The sequence below is a fragment of the Roseixanthobacter psychrophilus genome, from assembly GCF_043195195.1.
In the GTDB taxonomy this organism is placed as follows: Bacteria; Pseudomonadota; Alphaproteobacteria; order Rhizobiales; family Xanthobacteraceae; genus NCEH01.
Genome location: NZ_JBAFWT010000016.1, coordinates 78120 through 99611 on the forward strand (window position 1 = coordinate 78120; position 21492 = coordinate 99611).

Consider the following 21492-nt stretch of genomic DNA (forward strand, 5'->3'; position numbering starts at 1 on the left):
GGAGCGCAGGGAGAGAGGGCGGGCCGCCTTTATCCGCGCGCACTCCGGGGATTTACGGCAGGTTTAAGAGGCATCGGCCGGTGTGGCGCAAAGCGGCGCCACGCCGGAATGAGGGGTGCACGGGTCTGTGCCCTCCTCCGACGCGCCCAGCAGGGCGAGAAAAGCCTCGGCCGCCGGGTTGGCATGCGCCTGCCCGCGGGCGCCGGCATGCGCCACCACCAATTCCCAGCAGATTTCCGGGCCTGCGAGATGCGCGACGCCCAGGGCCGGGCGATGGCCGCGCGCGATCGCCTCCGGCACCAAAGCCACCCCGAGACCCTGCACCACGAGATCCAGCAAGGTGGCGAGTTCGTTGACCTCGAAGGCGATGCGCCGCTGGATCCCCGCCTGGGCGAAGATCTGGTCCACCTGCCGCCGGGTGCCCCAGCCGCGCTCGAAATCCACGAACGGTACGCGGGCGAGTTCCGCCGCCTGCACGTCCGTGCGCCCGGCCAGCGGATGGGCATGCCCGCACACCAGCACCATCTCCTCGCAGGCGATCATGTGGGTGACTGCGTCCCCCGCCTCTTCGCCGAGCGGGAAGAAGGCGAGGTCCAGACGCCCGTCGCGCAGGCAATCCAGCATCTGGTCAGCGCTGCCCTGCGTCAGGCGGATCTCGATCTGGGGATGCTGGGCATGGAAGCGCGCCAGCAGAGCCGGCAGGTCGAGGAAGGGCGGCAGGCTCTGCATGGTGCCGACCGACAGCTTGCCGCGCTGGAGATGTTGGAGTTCGGCGACCGCCGCCCGCGCGGCGCCCACCGCTTCCAGGATCACCCGCGCCTTGTCCAGCAGCACGCTGCCGGCGGCGGTGAGGCGCACCTGCCGCGTGCTTCTCACGAAGAGTTGCGCGCCCAATTCCCCCTCCAGCGCGCGGATGGAGGCCGAAAGGGCCGACTGCACGATGTTCACGCGCCCCGCCGCGCGCGTAAAATGCTCTTCTTCCGCCACGGCGATGAAGTGCTGAAGCTGACGCAGTTCCAAGCGAGCCTCCATTAAGCGATCCGTCAGATATATCGCATCTCAAAAATCCATTGGAATGATCGAACGGCGCGACCCATCTACGCATCACAGGACCCAACGAGAACCGCCCACCCATGGAGCGCATCATGCCAAAAACAAGCCTGCCCACCCGTCCCTTCGGCCGCACCGGCATGGACATCACCCGCGTCGGCTTCGGCGCCTGGGCCATCGGCGGCCCGGACTGGGCGGTCGGCTGGGGCAGCCAGGACGACAGCGAATCCGTCGCCGCCATCCGCCATGCGGTGGAGCGCGGCATCAACTGGATCGACACCGCCGCGGTCTACGGCCTCGGCCATTCCGAGGAGATCGTGCGCGCCGCGTTGAAGGACATTCCGGCCGCGCAGCGTCCCTATGTGTTCACCAAGTGCGGCCTCGTATGGGACGCGGCCAACCGCGCCGCCGAACCCAAGCGGATCGGCACACCCGAAAGCATCAAGCGCGAGGTCGAGGCCTCGCTGAAGCGCCTCGGCGTAGACCGCATCGACCTTTATCAGATGCATTGGCCGGCCAATGACGGCACCGAGATCGAAGTTTATTGGCAGGCGCTGCTGGACCTCAAGGCGGCGGGCAAGGTCGGCGCCGTCGGCTTGTCGAACCACAATACCGCGCAATTGGCGCGGGCCGAGGCGCTCGGCCATGTGGATACGCTCCAGCCGCCCTTCTCCGCCATCCGCCGCGATGTGGCGAGCGCCGAATTGCCCTGGTGCGCGGCGCATGACACGGGCGTCATCGTTTACAGCCCCATGCAGTCGGGACTTCTGAGCGGTCGTTTCACGGCCGAGCGCGCCGCCGCTTTGCCGAAGGACGACTGGCGCTCGCGCAATGCCCAGTACACCGGCGAAAATCTCATCCGCAACCTCAAGCTTGCCGATGCGCTGAAGCCCATCGCGGAGGCCCACAACACCAGCGTCGCCGCCGTTGCTGTGGCCTGGACGCTGGCGTGGCCCGGCGTGACCGGCGCGATCGTCGGCGCCCGCAGCCCCTCCCAGGTGGACGGCTGGCTCGATGCGGCGCGCCTCGAACTGACGCCGGCCGATCTCGAAGCCATCGCCACCGCCATCGCGGCGACCGGCGCCGGAACCGGCCCGGTGCGCCCGGCCTGAGGGCGGAAATTAAGCCCGGCTGCCCCTGCGGCCGGGGCTCACAGGAAGGATGGGTCATGAAAGTCGGATTCATAGGGCTCGGCCAGATGGGTGAGGCGATGGCCGCCAATCTGCTCAAGGCCGGCCACGCGGTCAGCGTTTACAACCGTTCCCCGGCCAAGGCCGATGGGCTGGTCGCGGCCGGCGCGGCGCGCGCGGGCACCATTGCGCAAGCGTGCGCGGGCGAGGCCGTGCTCACCATGCTGGCGGACGACGCGGCGGTGGAAGCGGTCGTGCTCGGCGAAGGCGGCATCGTGCAAAGCCTGCCCAAGGGCGCGCTGCATGTGTCCCACTCCACCATCAGCGTCGCGCTTGCCGAGCGGCTGGCGCAGGCCCATGCGGCCGCGGGACAATCCTATGTCTCCGCGCCCGTGTTCGGACGGCCGGATGTGGCGGCGGCGGCCAAGCTGTTCGTGGTGGCGGCCGGCGCCCCGGATGCGGTGGCGCGCTGCGCGCCCCTGTTCGAGGCCATGGGCCAGCGCACTTTCGTGATGGGGGAAAATCCCGAGGCGGCCAATCTGGTGAAGATCAGCGGCAACTTCCTGCTGGCCTCGGTGATCGAGGCGCTGGGCGAGGCCATGGCCCTGGTGGGCAAGGCCGGCATCGACAAGACCCAGTATCTGGAGCTGCTGACCTCCACGCTGTTCGGGGCGCCGGTCTATCGCACCTACGGCACGCTCATCGCCAACGAAACCTTCTCGCCCGCCGGCTTCGCCGCGCCGCTGGGGCTGAAGGATGTCGGCCTCGCGCTGAAGGCCGGCGAGGCGCTGCGCGTGCCCCTCCCCCTCGCCAGCCTCTTGCGCGACCGCTTTCTGACGCTGCTCGCGCAGGGCGGCGCGGAGCTTGATTGGTCGGCGGTGGGCGGCCTTGCGCTGCGCGATTCCGGCCAGGGCAAGGCCGGGTAGAGCAAGGCCCGCTAGCTTCGTTCATCTCCCCGCAAGCGCCACCTTCCCCCTCCCCCCTTGAGGGGGAGGGTTGCGGTGGGGGGTATGGCGCCGCACCCCCCCCTCGCCCGGACGAATGGAGAGACACCCCCCTCCCATCCCTCCCCCGCAAGGGGGGAGGGCCGCCGCTCATTGAAAGACCTCAGATCAGCCGGTCGATGTGCGCGGCGTCACGCGGCATCGTTCCAACTCGGTCGTGAACCCATAAACCGGGAATGACCGAGAGGGGGTGGTGAGCGGTCATTCCGGTATCAAGGCCCTAACGACCGCTTACCGCCAAAAGCGGTCAAACAACCTTACTGATGGCGGTGGAATCGCGCCCCGACGTCTTAATGGACCCCAGCGATTGGGTACTGTTTAGGTGATGCCGTGGCGGTAGACTAAATGAGAAATGTTTCCGCCGAGAGTGACCTCAATGCACATCCTTGCCGACTATGCCCCGCCTCGTTCCTGGGATCAGTTCGAAGAGCTCTGTGCCGATGTATTTCAGTCGGCCTGGCGGGACCCAGCAATGGTTAGGCACGGCCGCGCCGGGCAACGGCAGGATGGCGTTGACATCGTGGGTCGAAACGGCGCGATGTATCCCGTGGGCCTTCAATGCAAACGACGATCAACGTGGCCAGTTTCTCGCCTTACGGCCAAGCAGATTGATGCCGAGGTATTGGCGGCCACCAAGTTTCGACCAAAGCTAAAGGCCTTCTATATTCTCACCACTGCGCCTGACGACAAAGAGCTCCAAACGCATGTGCGCAATATAAACGCGAAACAAACAAAAGAGGGCTCCTTCGAGGTGATACTCCTCGGTTGGGGAGAAATATTGCGACGTGCGATAAAAGACGCACAAGTCGCGGACAAGCACTTTGGGCCAAACGGGGGCGCCCCACGATCACCGTTGTTGGGAATTTGGTACACTAAGGATGGGCGGCTTGAGAAGACTAGCTCAGCGCTATCTCTGGATTTCCGTGAGCTCTGGGAAGATTTCCAAGATTGGCCAGACGGCCATGTAGTCGTTCGCGACCGCCAGAGCGACAGCCTAATTGAGAAAATCGCCGCGCTCGGAGAAAATCCTAAGTCCACTACCTTGCGCGAGCAGCGCCTTGAACTTCGCGAACAACTTCGCGGGGTGCAACGCCGGGAAGTTGCTGCGCAAAACGGCGTTGTTCGCATGTGCACTATGCCAGAGCTGCGAACATATCTCTACCAAGTTAAGCAGCCGAAGTTGGCCGCCGAGTGTATTGGCGCGTTCATTAACGAGCAGATGGCCGCGCCAGGATCGAGAAATTACCAAAGCAGCCAGTTTCTACGAATGCAGCCGCCAAACAATAAGCGGAACGAACGCCTTTCCGCGTCGCTGGATAAGAAGGCCCTTACGTCTATCGAAGCACTAAAGGCCGAACGCGTTAAAAAATTCGGTAATCCACTAACCACGTCGGTTGACGAACTTCCTGACGATGTATTTGCACACGTGGCAATACCCCGAATAATGCGAGGAATATTGGAGGCCCTCGGTGACGAGCAGCGAACCCCTATTGCCGATCTCATCGATGAAGGGTGGTTCAGCATAGGTCGGTGGAAGATAGACATCGCCTGACGTGCCAAACTATCGACGATTTGGCATCGTGTTTCCGCTTTGGGGCCAGAGGCCGTCGTTGCTGAAGCGATGGGGGAATGGCAGGATTGGGCTCGACAGCTCCCTCACCGCCTCCGTCGTTCGCCAAATGCTGTTTCAGCATCGGCATGAGCCAATAGGACCTGACCGACTTCGAGTGGCGCGCGATCGAGCCGCTGCGGCCCAACACGCCACGAGGCGTACCGCGCGTCGATGACCGGCACGTGCTGAACGGCATCTTCCATGTGCTGCGATCCGGTGCGCCACGGCGCGACCTGTCCAAGAGTGACGGCCGCGCACCTTCCCCACACGCGCCCCCTACCCCCTCCCCCCGTGCGGGGGGAGGGTTGGGGTGGGGGGTAGGGTGCCGCGAACACTCCACCCGCCCGGTCGAATGGAGAGACACCCCCCTCCCATCCCTCCCCCGCAAGGGGGGAGGGCCGCCGCTTGTTGAAAGGCCTCAGATCAGCAGGTCGATGTGGGATGCATCGAGCTGGCCCTTGCCGATGAAGCCGAAGCTCACCGTGCCGTCATGGCCGATGTCGCCGTTCCAGGCGGCATTGCGGATCACATAGCCCTCCGCATCGTGGGACACGATTTCCGCGTTCCAGATGTTTTCGATCTCATAGGGCATGGCGATCTCGATCTGCCAGCCATGGGCCGCGCTCGCGCCGTCGTTGTGGATCTCGATCGAGGCATTGAAGCCGCTGCCCCAGGAATCCACGGCCGCGAACAGCGCTTCGAGGTCGCCATCCGGGGTCGGCGCCTCGGGCGTCGTCGGCTCGGTCGGCGTCGGATCAGGGGGTGTTGCGGCATCATCAGTGATGATGGTGCCGATGCCGGTGGCGTCCGCCAGCGTCGCGCCGGTGGGATTGCTCAACACCAGCGAGAAGTGTTCGTTGCCCTCCACCAGGGTATCGGCCGTGATGGGCACGGCGACGATCTTGGTCTGCTCGCCCACGGCGAAGGTCAGGGTGCCGCTGAGCGCGGTGAAGTCGGCGGCGTCCGCGTCGTCCGCAACCGTGTGGAAATCGAGCGTCACCGGCGCGGTCGCCGCCTCGCTCAGCGAGACCGTGAACAAGGCATGCGCCTGCATCCCGCCGCTGCCCGAGCCCTCCTCGGCGAAGTCATACTGGATGCCTTCGAGGTAAGAGAGCTTGTCGGTGTTCACGCTCGTCCAGTCATCCTTCAGGATGCCGCCGGTATCGCCGGAATTGGGGTTCCAGGACCAATAGGTCCAGCTCACACCCTTGTCGCCGGAGGCGATATCCACCGTGCCGTTATTGTCCAGGTCGCCGCCGAGATAGGAGGTGATGGCCTCCAGCCAGGGCGCATCCTTGGGGTCGGTCAGCTTGGTGCCGAATTCGCCGATGTAAACCGGGGCGATGTTTTCCTTGTAGATGTAGCCCCACATCTGGTCGAACTTCTCCGGCAGGTTGGCGGGATAGCTCGGATCGCTGAACCAGGACTGGGGATAGATCGAGTTCGGATAATCGTGCGCGGAATAGACCAGCTTGTTGTCGACATCGAGTTCGATGGGGCGGTCGCGCACGCCCATCAGATTGCCGCCCCACCAGTAATTATTGCCCTCGTAGCTGCCGATGCCCTCGACGAAGATCAGCCAGTTGGAATTGACGTCGCCTATGGCGTTGCCGGCCCGCTCGGCGGCCGCCGCCCAATCGTTCGCGCCGCCGCCGCCCCAGGTGCCGTTATAGGGTTCGTTGTGCAGGTCGGCGCCGATGACGGCGCTGTCGTCGGCATAGCGCTGCGCCAGCATCTGCCAGTCGGAAACCCACTGCGCCTCGCTGTGGCTCGCGTCATACCAGAGCCCGTTGGCGGAGGTGCCCGCGCCGGCATCGCTGCGGTGATGATCGAGGATGATCTTCATGCCGATCTCGTCGGCATACTCCACGATCTTGTCCATCACCTGCAGGGGCGTGAGACCGGCGAGGTCCGGGTTCTTGGAATAATCGATGCTGCCCGCCTGGCTGGTGGAATGCAGCATGTCGGAGGAGAACGGCAGGCGAATGGTGTTGAAGCCCAGATCCTGCATCTGGTCCATCATGTCCTGGTAGCCGCGCGTCCACAGGCCGTGGGGCGACATGGTTTCGGATTCAAAGCCGAACCAGTTCACACCGGCGATCTGCACCGAATTGCCCTCGGCATCGACGATCTGGTTGCCGGAGGTGGAGAGCCAGCCGTCCAGCCCTCCCCCGCCGCCGGGATTTCCCTCCACCACCGAGGCGTCGCTGACCGAGACCTGCGGCAGCGGAGCGGGCGGGGCGGCATCGTCATTCACCAGCGTGCCGGTGGCCGTGGCCTGGCCGAGCGTCGCGCCCGAGGGGGCGGTGAGTTTCAGCGTAAACGTCTCGTTCGCCTCCACGGTGGTGTCACCCACCACAGGGATATGCACCATCTTGGAAGTCTCGCCGTCGGCGAAGGTGAGCGTGCCGGTCTGCGCGGTGTAATCGGAGCCCGCCGTGGCGGTGCCGTTGGCGGTGGCGTATTGCACGCTCACCGGCCCGGTCGCCGCCTTGTCCAGCGTTACCATGAACATGAATTGCGCCGTGCCGGAATTGCCCTCGACCATGGAGCCGTCTGCGACGGAGACGGTCGGCAGAACCGGCGCGACATCGTCATTGGCGATTGTGCCGGTGGCGCTGGCATCCGCCAGCGTGGCGCCGGTGGGCGCGGTGAGATTGAGCGTGACGGTCTCGTTGGCCTCTAAAGTGGTATCGCCCTTGACCTGCACATGAACGATTTTGCTGGTCTCGCCGGGCGCGAAGGTGAGCGTGCCGCTCAAGGCATTGTAGTCCGCCCCCGCCGTCGCCGTGCCGTTGGCGGTCGCATAGGCGACCGTGACCGGCGTCGCGGACGCCGCCGAGAGCGAGACCGTGAAGGCAAGATCGCTGGTGCCCGCATTACCCTCCGTTACAGTGGCATCGCTCACCGCCAGGCTGGGCATGGGCGCCGGGTCGCCGCCGACAGGCGCACCGTTGACGAGGAAGCCCGACGCGCTCGTGCCGCCCGCCCCCGAGGTGGCCTGGAAACCAAACGCGGTCTCCTGGCCGGCGCCCACCGCGCCGTTCCACGCCGCGTTGCGCACCACGTAATGGGTGCCGACATGGCTGACGATTTCGGCGTTCCAGATGTTGGTGATGGTGAATCCCGCGTCGAACTCCACCGTCCAGCCGTTGAGGGCGGAGGAGCCCGCCTCCACCGTCATGTCGGCGACGAAGCCCGCGCCCCAATTGTCGCGGACGTCATAGTCCAGGCCCGCCGTGCCCACAGGCGGCAATGCCACATCATCATTGGTGATGGTGCCGGTAGCCGAGCCGTCGGCAATGGTCACGCCGGAGGGATTTGAGAGCGTCACCGAGAAGGTCTCGTTCGCCTCCACCAAGGTGTCGCCGATGATATCCACATGCACGGTCTTGGAGGTCTCGCCCGCCGCGAAGGTGAGCGTGCCGGCGCCGGCGACATAATCCTGGCCCCCCACCGCCGTGCCGTTGCCGGTGGCGTACTGCACGCTCACCGGGCTGGTTGCGGCGGTGTCCAGGGTGACGGTGAACATGAAGTGCGCATGCGCGCCATCGCCTTCGGCAACCGACAGGTCGCCGATGGATACGGCCGGCACGACGACGGGAGCGCTGTCGTCGTCGAGGATGGTTGCGGTTGCGGTGCCGTCGGCGATGGTGGCGCCGGACGGGTTGGAAAGGGTGACGGAGAAGGTCTCGTTGCCCTCCACCATCGTGTCGCCGACGATGTCCACATGCACGGTCTTGGAGGTTTCGCCCGCCGCGAAGCTGAGCGTGCCGGCGCCGGCCACATAATCCGAACCGGCAAGCGCGGTGCCGTTGCCGGTGGCATATTGCACGCTCACCGGGCCGGTCGCGGCCTTGTCCAAGGTCACGGTGAACATGAAGTGCGCGTGTGCGCCATCGCCTTCAGCAATCGCGAGATCGCCGATGGTGAGTGCCGGCGGCGTGCCGGGGGCGCTGTCGTCGTTCAGGATGGTGCCGGTGGCGACCGCATCGCCGATGGTGGCGCCGGTCGCGTCCGACAAGGTGACGGTGAAGGTTTCGTCCCCTTCCACCAAAGTATCGCCGCCCACATGCACGTGCACCATCTGCGATGTCTCGCCGGGCGCGAAGGTCAGCGTGCCGCTGTCGCCGTCATAATCGGAACCATCGGTCGCGCTGCCGTTGGCGGTGGCGTAGCGCACGGTGACCGGCGTGGTGGACGCCTTGTCGAGCGTCACCATGAACATGAAGTGCGCTTCCCCCGTATCGCCCTCGGCGACCTCGGCGTCGGCGATGGAGATCACCGGCGGGGCGGAGGGGTTGGTGTCCACATCGTCATTGACGATAGTGCCCACGGCCGAGCCATCGAGGATCTTCGCGCCGACCGGCGCCGAAAGATGAATGCTGAATGTCTCGTCCAGCTCGCGCAGGGTGTCGCCGGTCACCGGCACATGGATCATCTTGGAGGTTTCGCCGGGCGCGAAAACGACGGTGCCGACGCTGGACGCATAGTCCGCGCCCGCCGTCGCGGAACCGTTCAAGGTGGAATAGCTCACGCTCACCGCGGTCGCTTGAGCCGCGGACAAAGTCACCGTGAACATGAGGCTCGCGGTGCCGGCATCGCCCTCGCTGAGGGAGGCATCGGCGATGTTGAGCACCGGCAGCACGGGGGCCGGCGGGGCGGCGTCGATCGCCGCCTGCCATTCCGCCCGCGCGCTGGTATCGAGCGCGATGATGTTGTTGATCTCAAGCTGGGAGAGCGTCACGCCGGGCAGCGTATAGGTCTGGTTATTCCCCTCGATGGTGACGACCAGCCCCGCCGCCGTTTCGGTGATGGAGAATTCGCTGGCCTTGAACCAGCCGAAATCGAGCTTGTCGCTCGCCGGGTCGAAATCCAGCACGCGGGCTGCGCCGTAGTCCCAGGAGATGGTGAAGGTCTCGCCCTGCTGGCCGCTCGGCGGGGTGCCGGCGCCGGTCTGGGAGGGCCATTCATCGGTGCCGGCCACGGGCACGCCCTGCGGCAGGACCTGGGAGTCCGGCACGCTCGTGAAGCCGAGCTGCAGATGCACCCGGTCCTCGCGCACCTGGGCGAAATGGAATTCGAAATTCTCGACCGTGAGATCGGCAACTTTCACATTAAGCAGGATCAGCGCCTGGCCGGTGCCGGAATTGGAGATCACCACCCCTTCCGAGCTGTCAACCATGTAGATCTGCTCGCGGGTGCCGAAATAGCGGAAGTCCACCACGTCGGTCGCCGGGTCGAACGCCACCTTGTCGATCTGGCCAATCTCGTGCGAGCGGGCATAGACGGTGTTCGGCTCGGGCGTAACCCCCTGCTCCCACGCCAGCGCCCCGGAAAGATCTTGCCGCAAATGGTCGTTCTCGATCGGCATGAAGCTGTCGATCGTGAGCTGGCCGAGCGACACGCCCTGCACGATCGCCATCTCCCCCGACCAGGGGTTCATGAAGCCGACGCCGGCCGGCGTATCCACGACGATGAAATTGTGAACGCTCACCCCGCCGAGATCGAGCTTGTCCTTGGCCGGGTCGAACCCGACGATATCGGCGCCCGAGGTGGTCACTGCGAACACGCGTCCCGCGCCGGTGTCCCCGCCGCCGGTGCCGCCGCCGGACGCGGCGTCGTCATTCTGGATCGTTCCGACGGCGGCTGCGTCAGCAAGCGTCGCGCCGGAGGGCGCCGAGAGCGTCAGCGAAACGGTCTCGTTCGCCTCCACAGCCGTGTCGCCGGCCACCGCCACATGCACCACCTTGGAGGTCTCGCCGGGTGCGAAGGTGAGGGAGCCGGTTGCGGCGGTGAAATCGCTGCCGGCGGTGGCGGTGCCGTCGGCGGTGGAATAGCTCACCGTGACGGGGGTTGCCGATGGCGCCGACAGGCTCACCGTAAAGGCAAGGTCGCTGGTGCCGCTGTCGCTTTCCATCACGACCGCATCCGCCACCGACAGGGCCGGCAGAACGGGGGTTGGATCCCCGCCCACCCCGTTCAGCGTGAAGCCGCTGGCACTGGTCGCGGCGCTGCCGGGCTCGGCCTGGAAGCCGAAGGACGCGCTCGCGTTCGCGGCCACATTGGCATTCCACGCCACGTTGCGGATGACATAATGGTCGCCGACATGGCTGACGATCTCGGCGCCCCAGATGTTGGAGATGTCGAAGGCGGCATCGAATTCCACCGTCCATCCGTTGAGACCTGCCGACCCGGCGGGCACCGTCATGGCGCCGACGAAGCCCGAACCCCAATTGTCGGCAACGGCGTAATTCACATTAGCCATCTGTCATTGCTCCAGAATTGCTTGTCCATCTGGGACACCGCATCTGCATCTCACGAAACGGAAGCGAGCGCTGTTTCAAGTCGACGAAGCGGGCGGAAAAATCGATCATGCGGCTGCAGGCGCCGCAGCGGCCGCCGAAACCACGCGAATGCCTTGCCGAAGGTGCGCGAATATCCTTTGGTGCCAGCGGGGCAGGCGCCGGGCGTTCGCGGCGCCTCGGTTTGGGGGAACCGAGACTTTGACAACCCAGAATCTGGGCTTCGCGGGCCATCCGCTCGCCGCATGGTGGAGCCGCCAATCCGGCTTCTGGCGCACCCAGATCCTGGGCTGGGGGCTGTTCTCGATTGTCGACCTCGCGAACCGGGCGGTGTCCTATGAGAATCTGGGCATCTCGCTCAGCCTCACCGCAATCGCGCTCCCCCTTCTGATCCTCGCCTCGGCAGGATTGCATGCGCTCTACACGCGGCTCGGCTTGCCTACCACGCTGAACATTCGGTCCCTGGCCTGGATTTGCGGTCTGTCGTTTTCCGCCGCCCTCGCTTTGGTGTTCTGCATCACCCTGGTGCGTCAGAACACGGGATGGACCATCCCCAATTGGCATCCCGAACAGCAGATCCTCGCCCCCCTGATCTATTATTCCTTCGTCATGCTGGGCTGGAGCCTTGCCTATTTCCTTCTGCGGGCGGAGGGCGCGGCGCGCACCGCCCGCCAGCGCGCGGCGCTCGCCGAGGCCGAGACGCTGCGGGCCGAACTGCGCGAACTGCGCCTGCAGCTTGATCCGCATTTCCTGTTCAATGCCCTGAACGGGGTCGCGGAGGAGGTACAGGAAGATCCCAAGGCCGCCCTGGTGATGGTGCGCGAGCTGTCCGACTATCTGCGCCTTTCGCTCTCAACCTATGACCAGCCGGTGGCGAGCGTCGCCGCCGAGGCGGCAAGCCTTGCGGCCTATCTGCGCATCCAGGAGGCCCGCTTCGGCACCCAGCTCGCGGCGACGCTGGAGGTGGCGCAGGAGGCAAGGGATCGGCCCATAGCCGCCTTCCTGCTGCAGCCGCTGGTGGAAAACGCCATCAAGCACGGCACGCGGCGCAACGGCCTGCACCTGCGTATTGCCATCGACGCCGAGGCGGACCGCCTGCGCATCCGCATCGAGAATACCGGAACGCTGGCCGCCGCCGCCAAGCGTCCGCGGCGCAGCGGCGTCGGCCTCGCCAACCTGCGCCGGCGCCTCGCCCTCTATTACCCCGGGCGGCATTATTTCACCTTGCAGGAGCGCGCCCCCGCGGGCAGTAGCGGCAGCGACGGCCGCACGGTGGTCGCCGAACTGATCCTGGAGGGCGCGCCATGCTGAGCGCTGCGATTGTCGACGACGAGCCGCGCGCCCGCCGCGCCATCGCGCGCCTGCTGGAGGCCCACCCCGAGGTGCGCATCGTGGGCGAGGCGAACACCATCGAGGACGCGCTCGACCTTCTGGCGCGCGAGGGTCCGGACCTGCTCTTTCTCGACATCGAGCTGGGCGAGGCAAGCGGGTTCGACCTGCTGCAGGCCCTGGAAGACCCGCCGCGCGTCATTTTCGTCACCGCCCATGCCCAGCATGCGGTGGACGCCTTCGCGGTGGATGCGGTGGATTATCTGCTGAAGCCGGTGTCTCCGGAGCGTCTCGCCGACGCCGTGCGCCGCGCGCTGCGCCAGATCAGCCCCAAGGTGCCGACACCCGCGCCGCCCCCCTCCACCGAGCCGCCGCCCGCTTCCGGCGCGGTGCTGGAACTGCGCACGCCAAACCGCACTTTGTTCGCGCCGCCCGGCGAGATCGTCGCCCTGCGGGCGGATGGCGATTTCACCCGCGTGTTCCTGGCCGATCAGGCCCCCTTGATGATGCTGCGCACGCTCGGCGCCTTCGAAACCTTGCTGCCGTGCCCGCCCTTCCTGCGCATCGGCCGCTCGCTGATGGTGAATTGCGCGCGCATCCGCAGCATCGAGACCCCTTCGCGCGACCGCGCCCATGTCGCGCTGGAGGGCCTGCCGACCCCCCTTATCCTCGGCCGCGCGGCCACCGGCCGGCTGCGCGAAGCGCTGGAGAAGGGGCGGCCGTAAGCGGCCCGTCGTGTGCCGCCGGATTGCAAGCGGCCGGCTATTTCTCGGTCTCGGTAAGCCCCCGCACGAACAGATTTTGCATCAGCGCGATCACCAGGACGGGGGGCAGCATGGCGAGGATCGCGGTGGCCATCACCAGATGCCACACCGGGTCCGCGTCGGCCGCCGCCCCGGCGAGCCGCTGGATGCCCATGACGATGGTGTAATAGCGCGTGTCGGTGGTCACCAGCAGCGGCCAGAGATATTGGTTCCAGCCATAGATGAAGAGGATGACGAACAGCGCCGCGATATTGGTGCGCGAGAGCGGCAGCAGCACGAACCAGAAGAAGCGCAGCGGCCCTGCCCCGTCGATCAGCGCGGCTTCCGTCAGTTCGTCGGGGATCGTCATGAACACTTGCCGGAACAGGAAGGTAGCCGTGGCGCTGGCGATCAGCGGCAAAGTGAGCCCGGCATAGCTGTTGAGCAAAGAGAGGTCGGCCACCACCTGGAAGGTGGGCAGAATGCGCACCTCCACCGGCAGCATGAGGGTGATGAAAATCAGCCAGAACGCAGTTTGCCGCAGCGGGAAACGGAAATAGCAGACCGCGAAGGCCGACAGCAGGGAGATGGCGATTTTCCCCAGCGCGATCGCCATGGCCATGATGAAACTGTTGAGCAGCATCGGGCCGACGGGGGGAAAGCCCTGCGTGCTGGAGCCGGTGAACAGCGCGGTGCGATAATTCTCCAAAAACAGGTTTCCCGGCACCAGCCCGACCCGGCCGGACAGGAAATCGCCGCCCGAATGGGTGGAGGCGACGAAGGCGAGATAGACCGGCAGCACCATCACCACCACGCCGAGGATCAGCGCGAGATGGGCCAGCAGGCCAGTGAGACGTCCCGAGCCGGCCATCAATATTGCACCCGCCGCTCGATGTAGCGGAACTGCACGGCGGTGAGGATGACCACAATGGCCAGCAGCACCACCGATTGCGCCGCCGAGCCGCCGAGATCGAGCCCGCCGAAGCCGTCACGGAACACCTTGTAGACCAGGATTGTGGTCGCCTGACCTGGCCCGCCGCCGGTGGTGGCGTGGATGATGCCGAAGGTGTCGAAGAAGGCGTAGGTGAGGTTCACCACCAGCAGGAAGAAGGTGGTGGGCGCCAGCAGCGGCCAGACCACGAAGCGGAACCGCCGCACCGGCCCGGCGCCGTCCAGCGCGGCGGCCTCCATCAGGCTCGCGGGAATGGCCTGCAGGCCGGCGAGGAAGAACAGGAAATTATAGCTCACCTGCTTCCAAGCGGCGGCAAGGATCACCATCGCCAGCGCCTGCTCGCCATTGAGACGATGGTTCCAATCGATGCCGACGGCGTCGAGCGCGCGGGCGAGGAAGCCGATGGAGGGATCGAACATGAACCACCACAGAATGCCCGCCACCGCCGGCGCCACCGCATAGGGCCACACCAGCAGCACCCGGTAGGGGCTCGCCCGCTTGCCGATCAGGTCCGCCGCGAGAGCGAGCACCAAGGCGATCCCCATCGCCAGCACGGTCACGCTGGCCGAAAACACGGCGGTCACATGGAAGGCGTTGAGATAGGCGGGATCGCGGAACAAGGTGGCGAAATTGGCAAGCCCCACGAACCTGCGCGAGAGGCCGAACGCATCCTCCGTGAACAGCGAAGACAATAAAGCCTGCCCGGCCGGCCAGACGAAGAACACAAAAGTGACGGCCAGCTGCGGCGCCAGCAGCAGATAGGGCATCGGAGATTTTGGGAAGGTGACGCGCTTGGCCTGCATGGTTCAGTCCGTATGTCCCTTGCCATCCCCAATGCGACGGTGATCGGCGATGCCGCCCCGCCCGCGTGTCAGAGCTTCAACCGCATCAGACTGGCGGCGTTGAGGTACGCCACTTTCGCACGCGTTGCGCCGTCGAGCGGGGCGTCGTCGAGGAATTTTCCAGCAATTGCTGAATCCTCATAGGGATAATCCACCGAGAACAGCACATGATCGGCGCCGACCCCGCCGATCGCCGCCAGCAGCGGGACCGTGTCGCATTGGCCCGAGGTGGTGACAAAGAGGTTGCGACGGCAATAGGCCGAAGGCGCGAGCTGCAACGGCCGCTTGCCGACGATCAGTTCGGACCGGCTGTCGAGCCGCCACAGCACATAAGGCAAGGTCTCGCCCATGTGGCCGAGCACGATCTTGAGGCCGGGAAAGCGGTCGAATACGCCGGCGAACACCAGCCGCAGGAAATGGGAGGAGGTCTCGATATTCCATTCCCAGGTCGGCTTCAGCAGTTCCGGCGCGCCCTCCAGCACGTAGGGCAGCACATAGGAATCGCCGGGGTGCAGATAGAGCGGCAGGTCGAGCGCCTGCAGCCGCTCCCAGAACACGTCGTAGCGCGGGTCATCAAGATAGATGCCGTTGGTCTGCCCATTCACCATCGCGCCGACGAAGCCAAGCTCGCGCACGCAGCGTTCCAGCTCATCGGCGGCGGCGCTCGCGTCTTGCATGGCCAGATGTGCGAAGCCGCTATAGCGATCGGCGCGCTTGGCCACCTCCGCCGCGAGCAGATCATTGGCGCGCCGCGCCATCTTCACGGCAACGGCGGTGTCGGGCTCCACCTGGACGCCGGGGCCGGAGAGCGAGAGCACTGCCCGTTCAACCCCGGCACTCGCCATCGCCGCTAGGCGCTGCTCGCCGAAATCCGACATCGCCGCGATCAGGCTTGCCCGGCCCTGCGGCGATACCTTGGGCATGGCCTGGTCCAGATAGGGGATGAAATCCGGCAGCATGAAATGTTCTTCGAGGGCGATTTTCATGGCGCGGCCTTTGCCGGGATGGCGGGATGGGCGTCAAAGCGGGATGGGCGTCAAAGCTTATCCCCCTCTCCCCGCCGGGGAGAGGGCCGGAGTGAGGGGGCACCGGGCAAAGGGGGCCAAGCCCCCTATTGGTTCGCCTTCTCGAATGCCCGCAGCAGCTCGTTGCCGCGCGCCTGCGCGGTGGCGAGGGCCTCCTTCGGGGTCTTCTTGCCGGCCAGGGTTTCTTCCAGCTCCTCCTCGATCACGTCGCGGATCTGCACGAACGAGCCGAAGCGCAGCCCCTTGGAATTTTCCGTGGGCGGATTGAGCGTCATCTGGAGGATCGACACGTCGGTGCCGGGGTTCTTCTCATAGAAACCCTGTGCCTTCGAGAGATCGTAAGCGGCCTGCGTGATCGGCAGATAGCCGGTCTGCTGGTGCCACCAGGCCTGGACGTCGGCGCGCGAGAGATAGGTGAAGAATTTCGCCACCCCGCGATATTCCTCCTTCGGCCGCCCGCTCAGCACCCAGAGCGAGGCGCCGCCGATGATGGAATTCTGCGGCGCGCCTTTCACCTCGGGCCAATAAGGCTGCATGCCATAGCCGAGGTCGAATTTGGCATTGGCGAGGATCGCCGCGCGGGCCGCGGAGGAGCCGATGGACATGGCGCATTCGCCGGAGAAAAACTTCGGATCCGCCTTGGACTGGCGTCCGCCGTAATCAAAGATCTTGGACTTCTGCCATTCCACCAGCGCTGTCCAATGCTTCTCCACCAGCGGGTTGGCGATCTCCAGCACGGTGTCGAGCCCGCCCATGCCGTTCTGCTTCGTGCCGATGGGAACATTGTGCCAGGCGGAGAGATTTTCGACATTCACCCAGGACGGCCATTGCGTGGTGAAACCGCAGGGCACCCCCGACGCCTGGAGCTTCTTCGCATCCGCCTCAACTTCCGGCCAGGTCTTGGGTGGCGTGTTCGGGTCGAGGCCCGCTTTGGCGAACAGATCCTTGTTGTAATACAGGATCGTGGTGGATGAATTGAACGGCATGGAGAGCATGTTGCCCGCCGTGTCGGAATAATAGCCGGTGACCGAGGGCAGATAAGTCTTAGTGTCGAACGGCTCGTTCGTGTCGGCCATCAGCTTGTAGACCGGATAGATCGCGCCTTTGGCGGCCATCATCGTGGCGGTGCCCACCTCGAACACCTGCACGATGGCGGGATGCTGCTTGGCGCGGAAGGCGGCGATGGCGCCGGTCATGGTCTCGGGATAGGCGCCCTTGTACACCGGGACGATCTTGTATTCGCTCTGCGAGGCGTTGAAATCGTTCGCGATCTTTTCCAGCTTCTCGCCCAGCGGGCCGGACATGGCGTGCCACCACTGGATCTGCGTCTGTGCGCCAGCCGGACTGGCGAAGGTAAGCGCGGCGGCAACCACCGCCGGGACCAATGTGCGCAATCCCATCTCTGTCTCCTCAGGCGCATATGCACCATCTCGGGCCACACGGATGCGGGCTTTAGGTTACGTTTCGATGACAGCCGGCGCCAAATCCGGGAATGCAGCGGCCGGCCGGTGGCCGCGCCCTCAGGCCTGGAGCCCGCGCAGGATCGATTCAAGGTCGGCCGCCCCCCCGTCCGCCGGCCAGCGGGCGGGGACGGGGACGGGCGCGCGCGGGAGGCCGGCCTGCGCCGCGCTGCGGGCATCGCTCGGGCTGAAGCCGAATTCGCCCCGGAACGCCCTGCTGAAGCTGGAGGCATCGGCGAAGCGGAACGCCTCGGCGATCTGGCCGATGGCCCGCGCGTCCGCCGGGTCCGAGAGCGCCGCCATCGCCGCCAGCAGCCGCTGGCGCTGGATGTAGCGCGTCACGCCGCCGAGATCCTCGAACAGGCGATACAGGCGCGAGCGGGAAATGCCGAGCGTCCGGCATAGCCCCGCCGGGGTCAGGTTCGGCGCGCCGAGATTGCCCTGGATCATCCGCCTTGCCCGCTCCAGGGTGGTGCGCAGAATCGGCGCCCGCGCCTGTGCGAGGGACTCGGCGGTGGGGACGATGCAGGCGGCGAGCAGGGTGCGCGTCGCCTCCGCCACCGCCGGCAGGTCCGCCTGCGTCAGGCGGGGAAGCTGCTTTTCCAGGCTCAGCAGATAGTCTGCCAGCAGCCCGCCCAGCCCGCTGTCGGGAATGTCGTGCGGCGCGGCGTCGAAGGCGGCGGCGCTGCCGGCGAACAGGTCGCGCGGGATGAACAGCGTCAGCACCCGCCGATCATGTCCACCGCCGGCGAACGGTGCGGCTAGCGAGCGGAAGCCGAGCGGCGCGCGCCTGCCGGGACAGTCGCCTTCGTAGAGGACGAGGCACCAATGGTCGATCGGGTCCTTGCCGAGGTGCGTCCAGATCCGCTCGTATCCGGCGCCCGGCATTCGTGCCGAACTGAGCGCGAACCGGCCGAGGTTCCACACCTCCTGGTTCGCCACGAAGCCCGTCTCGGGCGCGGTCACCAGGGAAATGTCCACAGTGGGCGCCATGAAATCGTGCCAGCCGTCGAACTGCTCCGCCTTGGGCAGACCGGCGGTGCTGAACCGAACGGGCGCGAGCGGCAGCGCAGGCGCAGCATCGGCTAGCCTGGGATTTTGCGGCACCGCCGCCTCGTTGTGCCCCGCCTCCGGAAAGCGCATGTCGTCTCTGCTCGCAGCGGCCCGAAGGCCGGCTTTAGACTATCTTGGCACAGGCCAAGGTTAAACCGCCGTTTTGCCGGTGCCGCAGGGTCGAAATTGGGGCGCATGCGGGGCGGGCGACGGATTTGGACAATGCGCACACCCGCGGGACGGACGGCTCATCGCAAAACCCCCATGCCGCGCTAGTTTTGCCGATGCTGCCCGCTCCCCCCATCCGCACCGCGGGCAGCCTCAGAGCCCCCGCTCCGAAGGGCTTCCCGGAAAAGCGGCCCCGTTCTTTCCGGGAAGCCCGGCCCTTCCGAATTTGCCGGCCCTGCCGCGCCCGAGGACCGATTGATGCTGTCGCGCCGTAGCTTCCTGAAGACCCTTCTGACCGGAGCCGCCCTCGCGCCGCTCGCGATTATCGCCGCGCCTCCGCAGGCCCAGGCGCAACAGTGGCAGATCCCCAACCGGCGCTCGCCGAACTTCAACGCGCCCCCGCCCCCGCGCCGGGAGGCCCGTCCGCCGGCGCGGCGCGGCTATGTCTGGGTGCCGGGTTATTGGATGTGGAGTTCGCGCAACCGACGCTATGTCTGGGTCGCCGGCCGCTGGGAACGCAATCGCCCCGGCTTCCGCCATGTTGGCCCGCAATGGGTGCACCGCGGCGGCGAATGGGTGTTCATTCCCAGTCGCTGGGTCCGCTGACCGGGCTTCGGGAGCGCGCCCGGATTCCCCTGCGCCCCCTCTGAGAACGAGACGGCCCGGCTTCACCTCTCCCCGAGGGGGAGAGGTCGGCCGCGCAGCGGACGGGTGAGGGGGAAGAGCCTGTCCGAAATGGAACATGCCGCGCCGATAGGGCGCCGTCCCCCCCTCACCCCAGCCCTCTCCCCGGCGGGGAGAGGGGGAGATCCCGAATTCACCGCGCCCCCTCTGAGAGAGCGAGGACCCGGCTTCCCTTCTCCCGTCTGAGAGAGCGAGGACCCGAACTCACCTCTCCCCTCTGAGAACGGGCAGACCCGGCTTCACCTCTCCCCGAGGGGGAGAGGTCGGCCGCGCAGCGGACGGGTGAGGGGGCCGGGCCTTTCCAAAAACGATACAAGCCCGAGGGGGCTCCGTCCCCCCTCACCCCAACCCTCTCCCCGGCGGGGAGAGGGAGGTCCCGGATTCACCCGCTCCCTATGGGAACCCCGAGCGAGGGAGAGCGGTCCCCGGATCAGCGCTTCGGGCCACCTGCGGCGCGGGGCTTGTCGTCCACGCCCTCGGCCGGAATGGTGCCGGGGATATAGTTCGGCAGCCGTCCCGCCGGGATGATGGTGACGAGGGCAAGGCCCGCCATCAACAGCAGTCCCATTTTCAGTGCCGCAAGCCGGGCATCGGTATTGATGCGCACGGCCTCCGCCACTTGCGCCGGGGTTGCGGTGGTGCGCTCCAGCACGCCCTGGAGACGCTCGTTGCTGACGAACGTGATGGCGTCGAGATCCACCTGGCTCTGGATTTCCGGCGGCAAGGTGGGATTGTCGGCCAGCCCGCGCATGATGCTCGCGGAGAGCAGGCCCACCAGCAGCGCGCCCGCAACCGCCGTGCCGATGGCGGCGGCGAGATTGTTGGCGGTGCCGCGCAGCGAGCCGACGTCGCCCGCCAGTTCCTTGGGCGATGCCGTCACCAGCACGTTGAACACCAAAGTCACCAGCGAGCCCTGGCCGATGCCGAACAGGACGAGGCCGATCAACACCGGGCCCGAGCTCCAGTCGTTGTGCACCACGAAGGCAAGCCACAGCAGGGCCACCGTGCATAGAAGAAAGCCGGCGCGGCCGATCTGCCGGGGAGTGAGCTTCTTGTAGAAGCGCACGATCAGCATCGCTGAGAAGAACACCGAGAGATTGAACGGCATCATGGCGATGGCGGTGGCGAGCGGCGAGCGCCCCTGGACGATCTGGATATAGAGCGGCACCGAGAAGTTCAGCGCCGCTTCCAGCGCGACCACCGAGAACATGGCGAACACCGCCGCCCGCTCCTGCGGCGAGGCGATCACCTCCAGCGCCAGCAGCGGCGTCTTGCCGGCCGCCTGCCGGCGGCGCGTCCATACCAGGAAGCACTGGCCGAGCACGATGCCGACGATGATCATCACCGGTGCCGGCGACAGGCCGAACACATCGAACGGCGCGCCCGGCCGCGCGAGACCGAGGCCCCAGCGGTTCAGATTGTTGAAGCCGAACGAGAGGATGATGATCGCCGCCGCCGCCAGCACCACGCCGACGAAATCGATCTTCACTTCCGGGCGGCCATGGTCCGGCCTCAGGCGGAAGCTGAGCACGAACACCACCGCCGAAAGCACGATCAGGATGCCGAACGCCGGGCGCCAGCCGATGAAGGTGCCGAGGATGCCGCCCACGAGAAAGGCGGTCACGCCCGCCGCCGCGCGCGCCGAGCCGAGCGCGCCGAGCGCGGTCGCCTGCTGGGTGCCGGTGTAATTTTCCGCGATCAGCGCCACCAGCGCCGGCACCAGGGCGGCACCGGCCGCCCCGCACAGGCCCTGGGAGAGGATCATGATGGTGGCATTGGGGCTGAAGGTCATCAGCACCTGGGCGAAGCCGAACAGCACCACCACGGTCCGGAACACCCGCACCGCGCCGAAGCGCTGGTTGAGCTTGGCGCCCAGCATCACGAAGCCGGCCACCGACAGCGAATACATGACGATGGCGGTACCCACCGTGGTCGGCGGCACGTTGAAGCTCTCCACCATGCCGCTCAGGGCGACCGGCAGCGAGGCGACGTTGAACGACATGATCACTTGCCCGAGGGCGATGGCGATCATCGGCACCCAGGAGTTCCGGGCCACCTGATCTGCGCGCGAAGCGGCATATGCCGACATGGCGTTTCTCCCAATTTTGGATGTTGCATGGACGGCGGGGAGACCC

14 protein-coding genes and 1 pseudogene are annotated in these 21492 nt (G+C 66.2%); 7 read left to right on the forward strand and 8 right to left on the reverse strand.

All coding sequences use genetic code 11. From position 1 onward, the window contains the following. Positions 1-63: 63 nt before the first annotated feature. Positions 64-1020 carry a LysR family transcriptional regulator gene (locus tag V5F77_RS15460; RefSeq protein ID WP_429006251.1) on the reverse strand — a complete coding sequence of 319 codons (957 nt, stop codon included), beginning with the start codon at positions 1018-1020 and terminating at the stop codon, positions 64-66. Between the two features lie 125 nt (positions 1021-1145). Between V5F77_RS15460 and V5F77_RS15465 the strand changes: the two genes are divergently transcribed. The 4 genes and pseudogenes from V5F77_RS15465 to V5F77_RS15480 form a co-directional block, all read left to right on the forward strand. Then, positions 1146-2162, forward strand: a complete 1017-nt coding sequence (locus V5F77_RS15465; RefSeq protein WP_429006252.1) for an aldo/keto reductase — start codon at positions 1146-1148, stop codon at positions 2160-2162. 56 nt (positions 2163-2218) lie between these two features. Beyond that, positions 2219-3106: an NAD(P)-dependent oxidoreductase gene (locus V5F77_RS15470; protein ID WP_429006253.1), complete on the forward strand. Its 888-nt coding sequence runs from the start codon at positions 2219-2221 to the stop codon at positions 3104-3106. A gap of 454 nt (positions 3107-3560) precedes the next feature. After that, positions 3561-4736, forward strand: coding sequence for a hypothetical protein (locus V5F77_RS15475; RefSeq protein WP_429006254.1), 1176 nt, complete (start codon positions 3561-3563; stop codon positions 4734-4736). A 161-nt stretch (positions 4737-4897) separates the two neighbouring features. Then, positions 4898-5047 (forward strand): annotated as a pseudogene (locus V5F77_RS15480) (transposase); the annotation flags it as partial. 167 nt (positions 5048-5214) lie between these two features. On the opposite strand, the gene V5F77_RS15485 reads toward V5F77_RS15480, so the two are convergent. After that, positions 5215-11064, reverse strand: a complete 5850-nt coding sequence (locus V5F77_RS15485; protein ID WP_429006255.1) for a Calx-beta domain-containing protein — start codon at positions 11062-11064, stop codon at positions 5215-5217. 238 nt (positions 11065-11302) lie between these two features. On the opposite strand from V5F77_RS15485, the gene V5F77_RS15490 reads away from it, so the two are divergent. Continuing rightward, positions 11303-12412: a sensor histidine kinase gene (locus tag V5F77_RS15490; protein ID WP_429006256.1), complete on the forward strand. Its 1110-nt coding sequence runs from the start codon at positions 11303-11305 to the stop codon at positions 12410-12412. Continuing rightward, positions 12406-13155: a LytR/AlgR family response regulator transcription factor gene (locus V5F77_RS15495; protein ID WP_429006257.1), complete on the forward strand. Its 750-nt coding sequence runs from the start codon at positions 12406-12408 to the stop codon at positions 13153-13155. The genes V5F77_RS15490 and V5F77_RS15495 overlap by 7 nt, the downstream gene beginning before the upstream one ends. A gap of 37 nt (positions 13156-13192) precedes the next feature. Here V5F77_RS15495 and ugpE read toward each other — a convergent pair whose 3' ends face one another. From ugpE to V5F77_RS15520, 5 genes are all read right to left on the reverse strand, one after another. Next, positions 13193-14044, reverse strand: coding sequence for a sn-glycerol-3-phosphate ABC transporter permease UgpE (ugpE, locus tag V5F77_RS15500; protein WP_429006258.1), 852 nt, complete (start codon positions 14042-14044; stop codon positions 13193-13195). After that, the gene (gene ugpA, locus V5F77_RS15505) at positions 14044-14928 is read right to left on the reverse strand and encodes a sn-glycerol-3-phosphate ABC transporter permease UgpA (RefSeq protein WP_429006259.1); all 885 of its coding nucleotides are present in this window, start codon (positions 14926-14928) and stop codon (positions 14044-14046) included. Before ugpA ends, ugpE begins: the two co-directional genes overlap by 1 nt. A gap of 68 nt (positions 14929-14996) precedes the next feature. Continuing rightward, positions 14997-15953, reverse strand: a complete 957-nt coding sequence (locus tag V5F77_RS15510; protein WP_429006260.1) for an amidohydrolase family protein — start codon at positions 15951-15953, stop codon at positions 14997-14999. A 125-nt stretch (positions 15954-16078) separates the two neighbouring features. Further along, positions 16079-17392, reverse strand: coding sequence for a sn-glycerol-3-phosphate ABC transporter substrate-binding protein UgpB (gene ugpB / locus V5F77_RS15515; protein WP_429006261.1), 1314 nt, complete (start codon positions 17390-17392; stop codon positions 16079-16081). A gap of 120 nt (positions 17393-17512) precedes the next feature. Next, positions 17513-18595, reverse strand: coding sequence for a helix-turn-helix domain-containing protein (locus tag V5F77_RS15520; RefSeq protein ID WP_429006262.1), 1083 nt, complete (start codon positions 18593-18595; stop codon positions 17513-17515). 336 nt (positions 18596-18931) lie between these two features. On the opposite strand from V5F77_RS15520, the gene V5F77_RS15525 reads away from it, so the two are divergent. Next, positions 18932-19279 carry a twin-arginine translocation signal domain-containing protein gene (locus tag V5F77_RS15525; protein WP_429006263.1) on the forward strand — a complete coding sequence of 116 codons (348 nt, stop codon included), beginning with the start codon at positions 18932-18934 and terminating at the stop codon, positions 19277-19279. A 508-nt stretch (positions 19280-19787) separates the two neighbouring features. On the opposite strand, the gene V5F77_RS15530 is transcribed toward V5F77_RS15525, so the two are convergent. Next, positions 19788-21446 (reverse strand): MFS transporter, encoded by a 1659-nt coding sequence (locus V5F77_RS15530; protein WP_429006264.1) that lies wholly within the window; start codon positions 21444-21446, stop codon positions 19788-19790. Between the last annotated feature and the right edge of the window lie 46 nt (positions 21447-21492).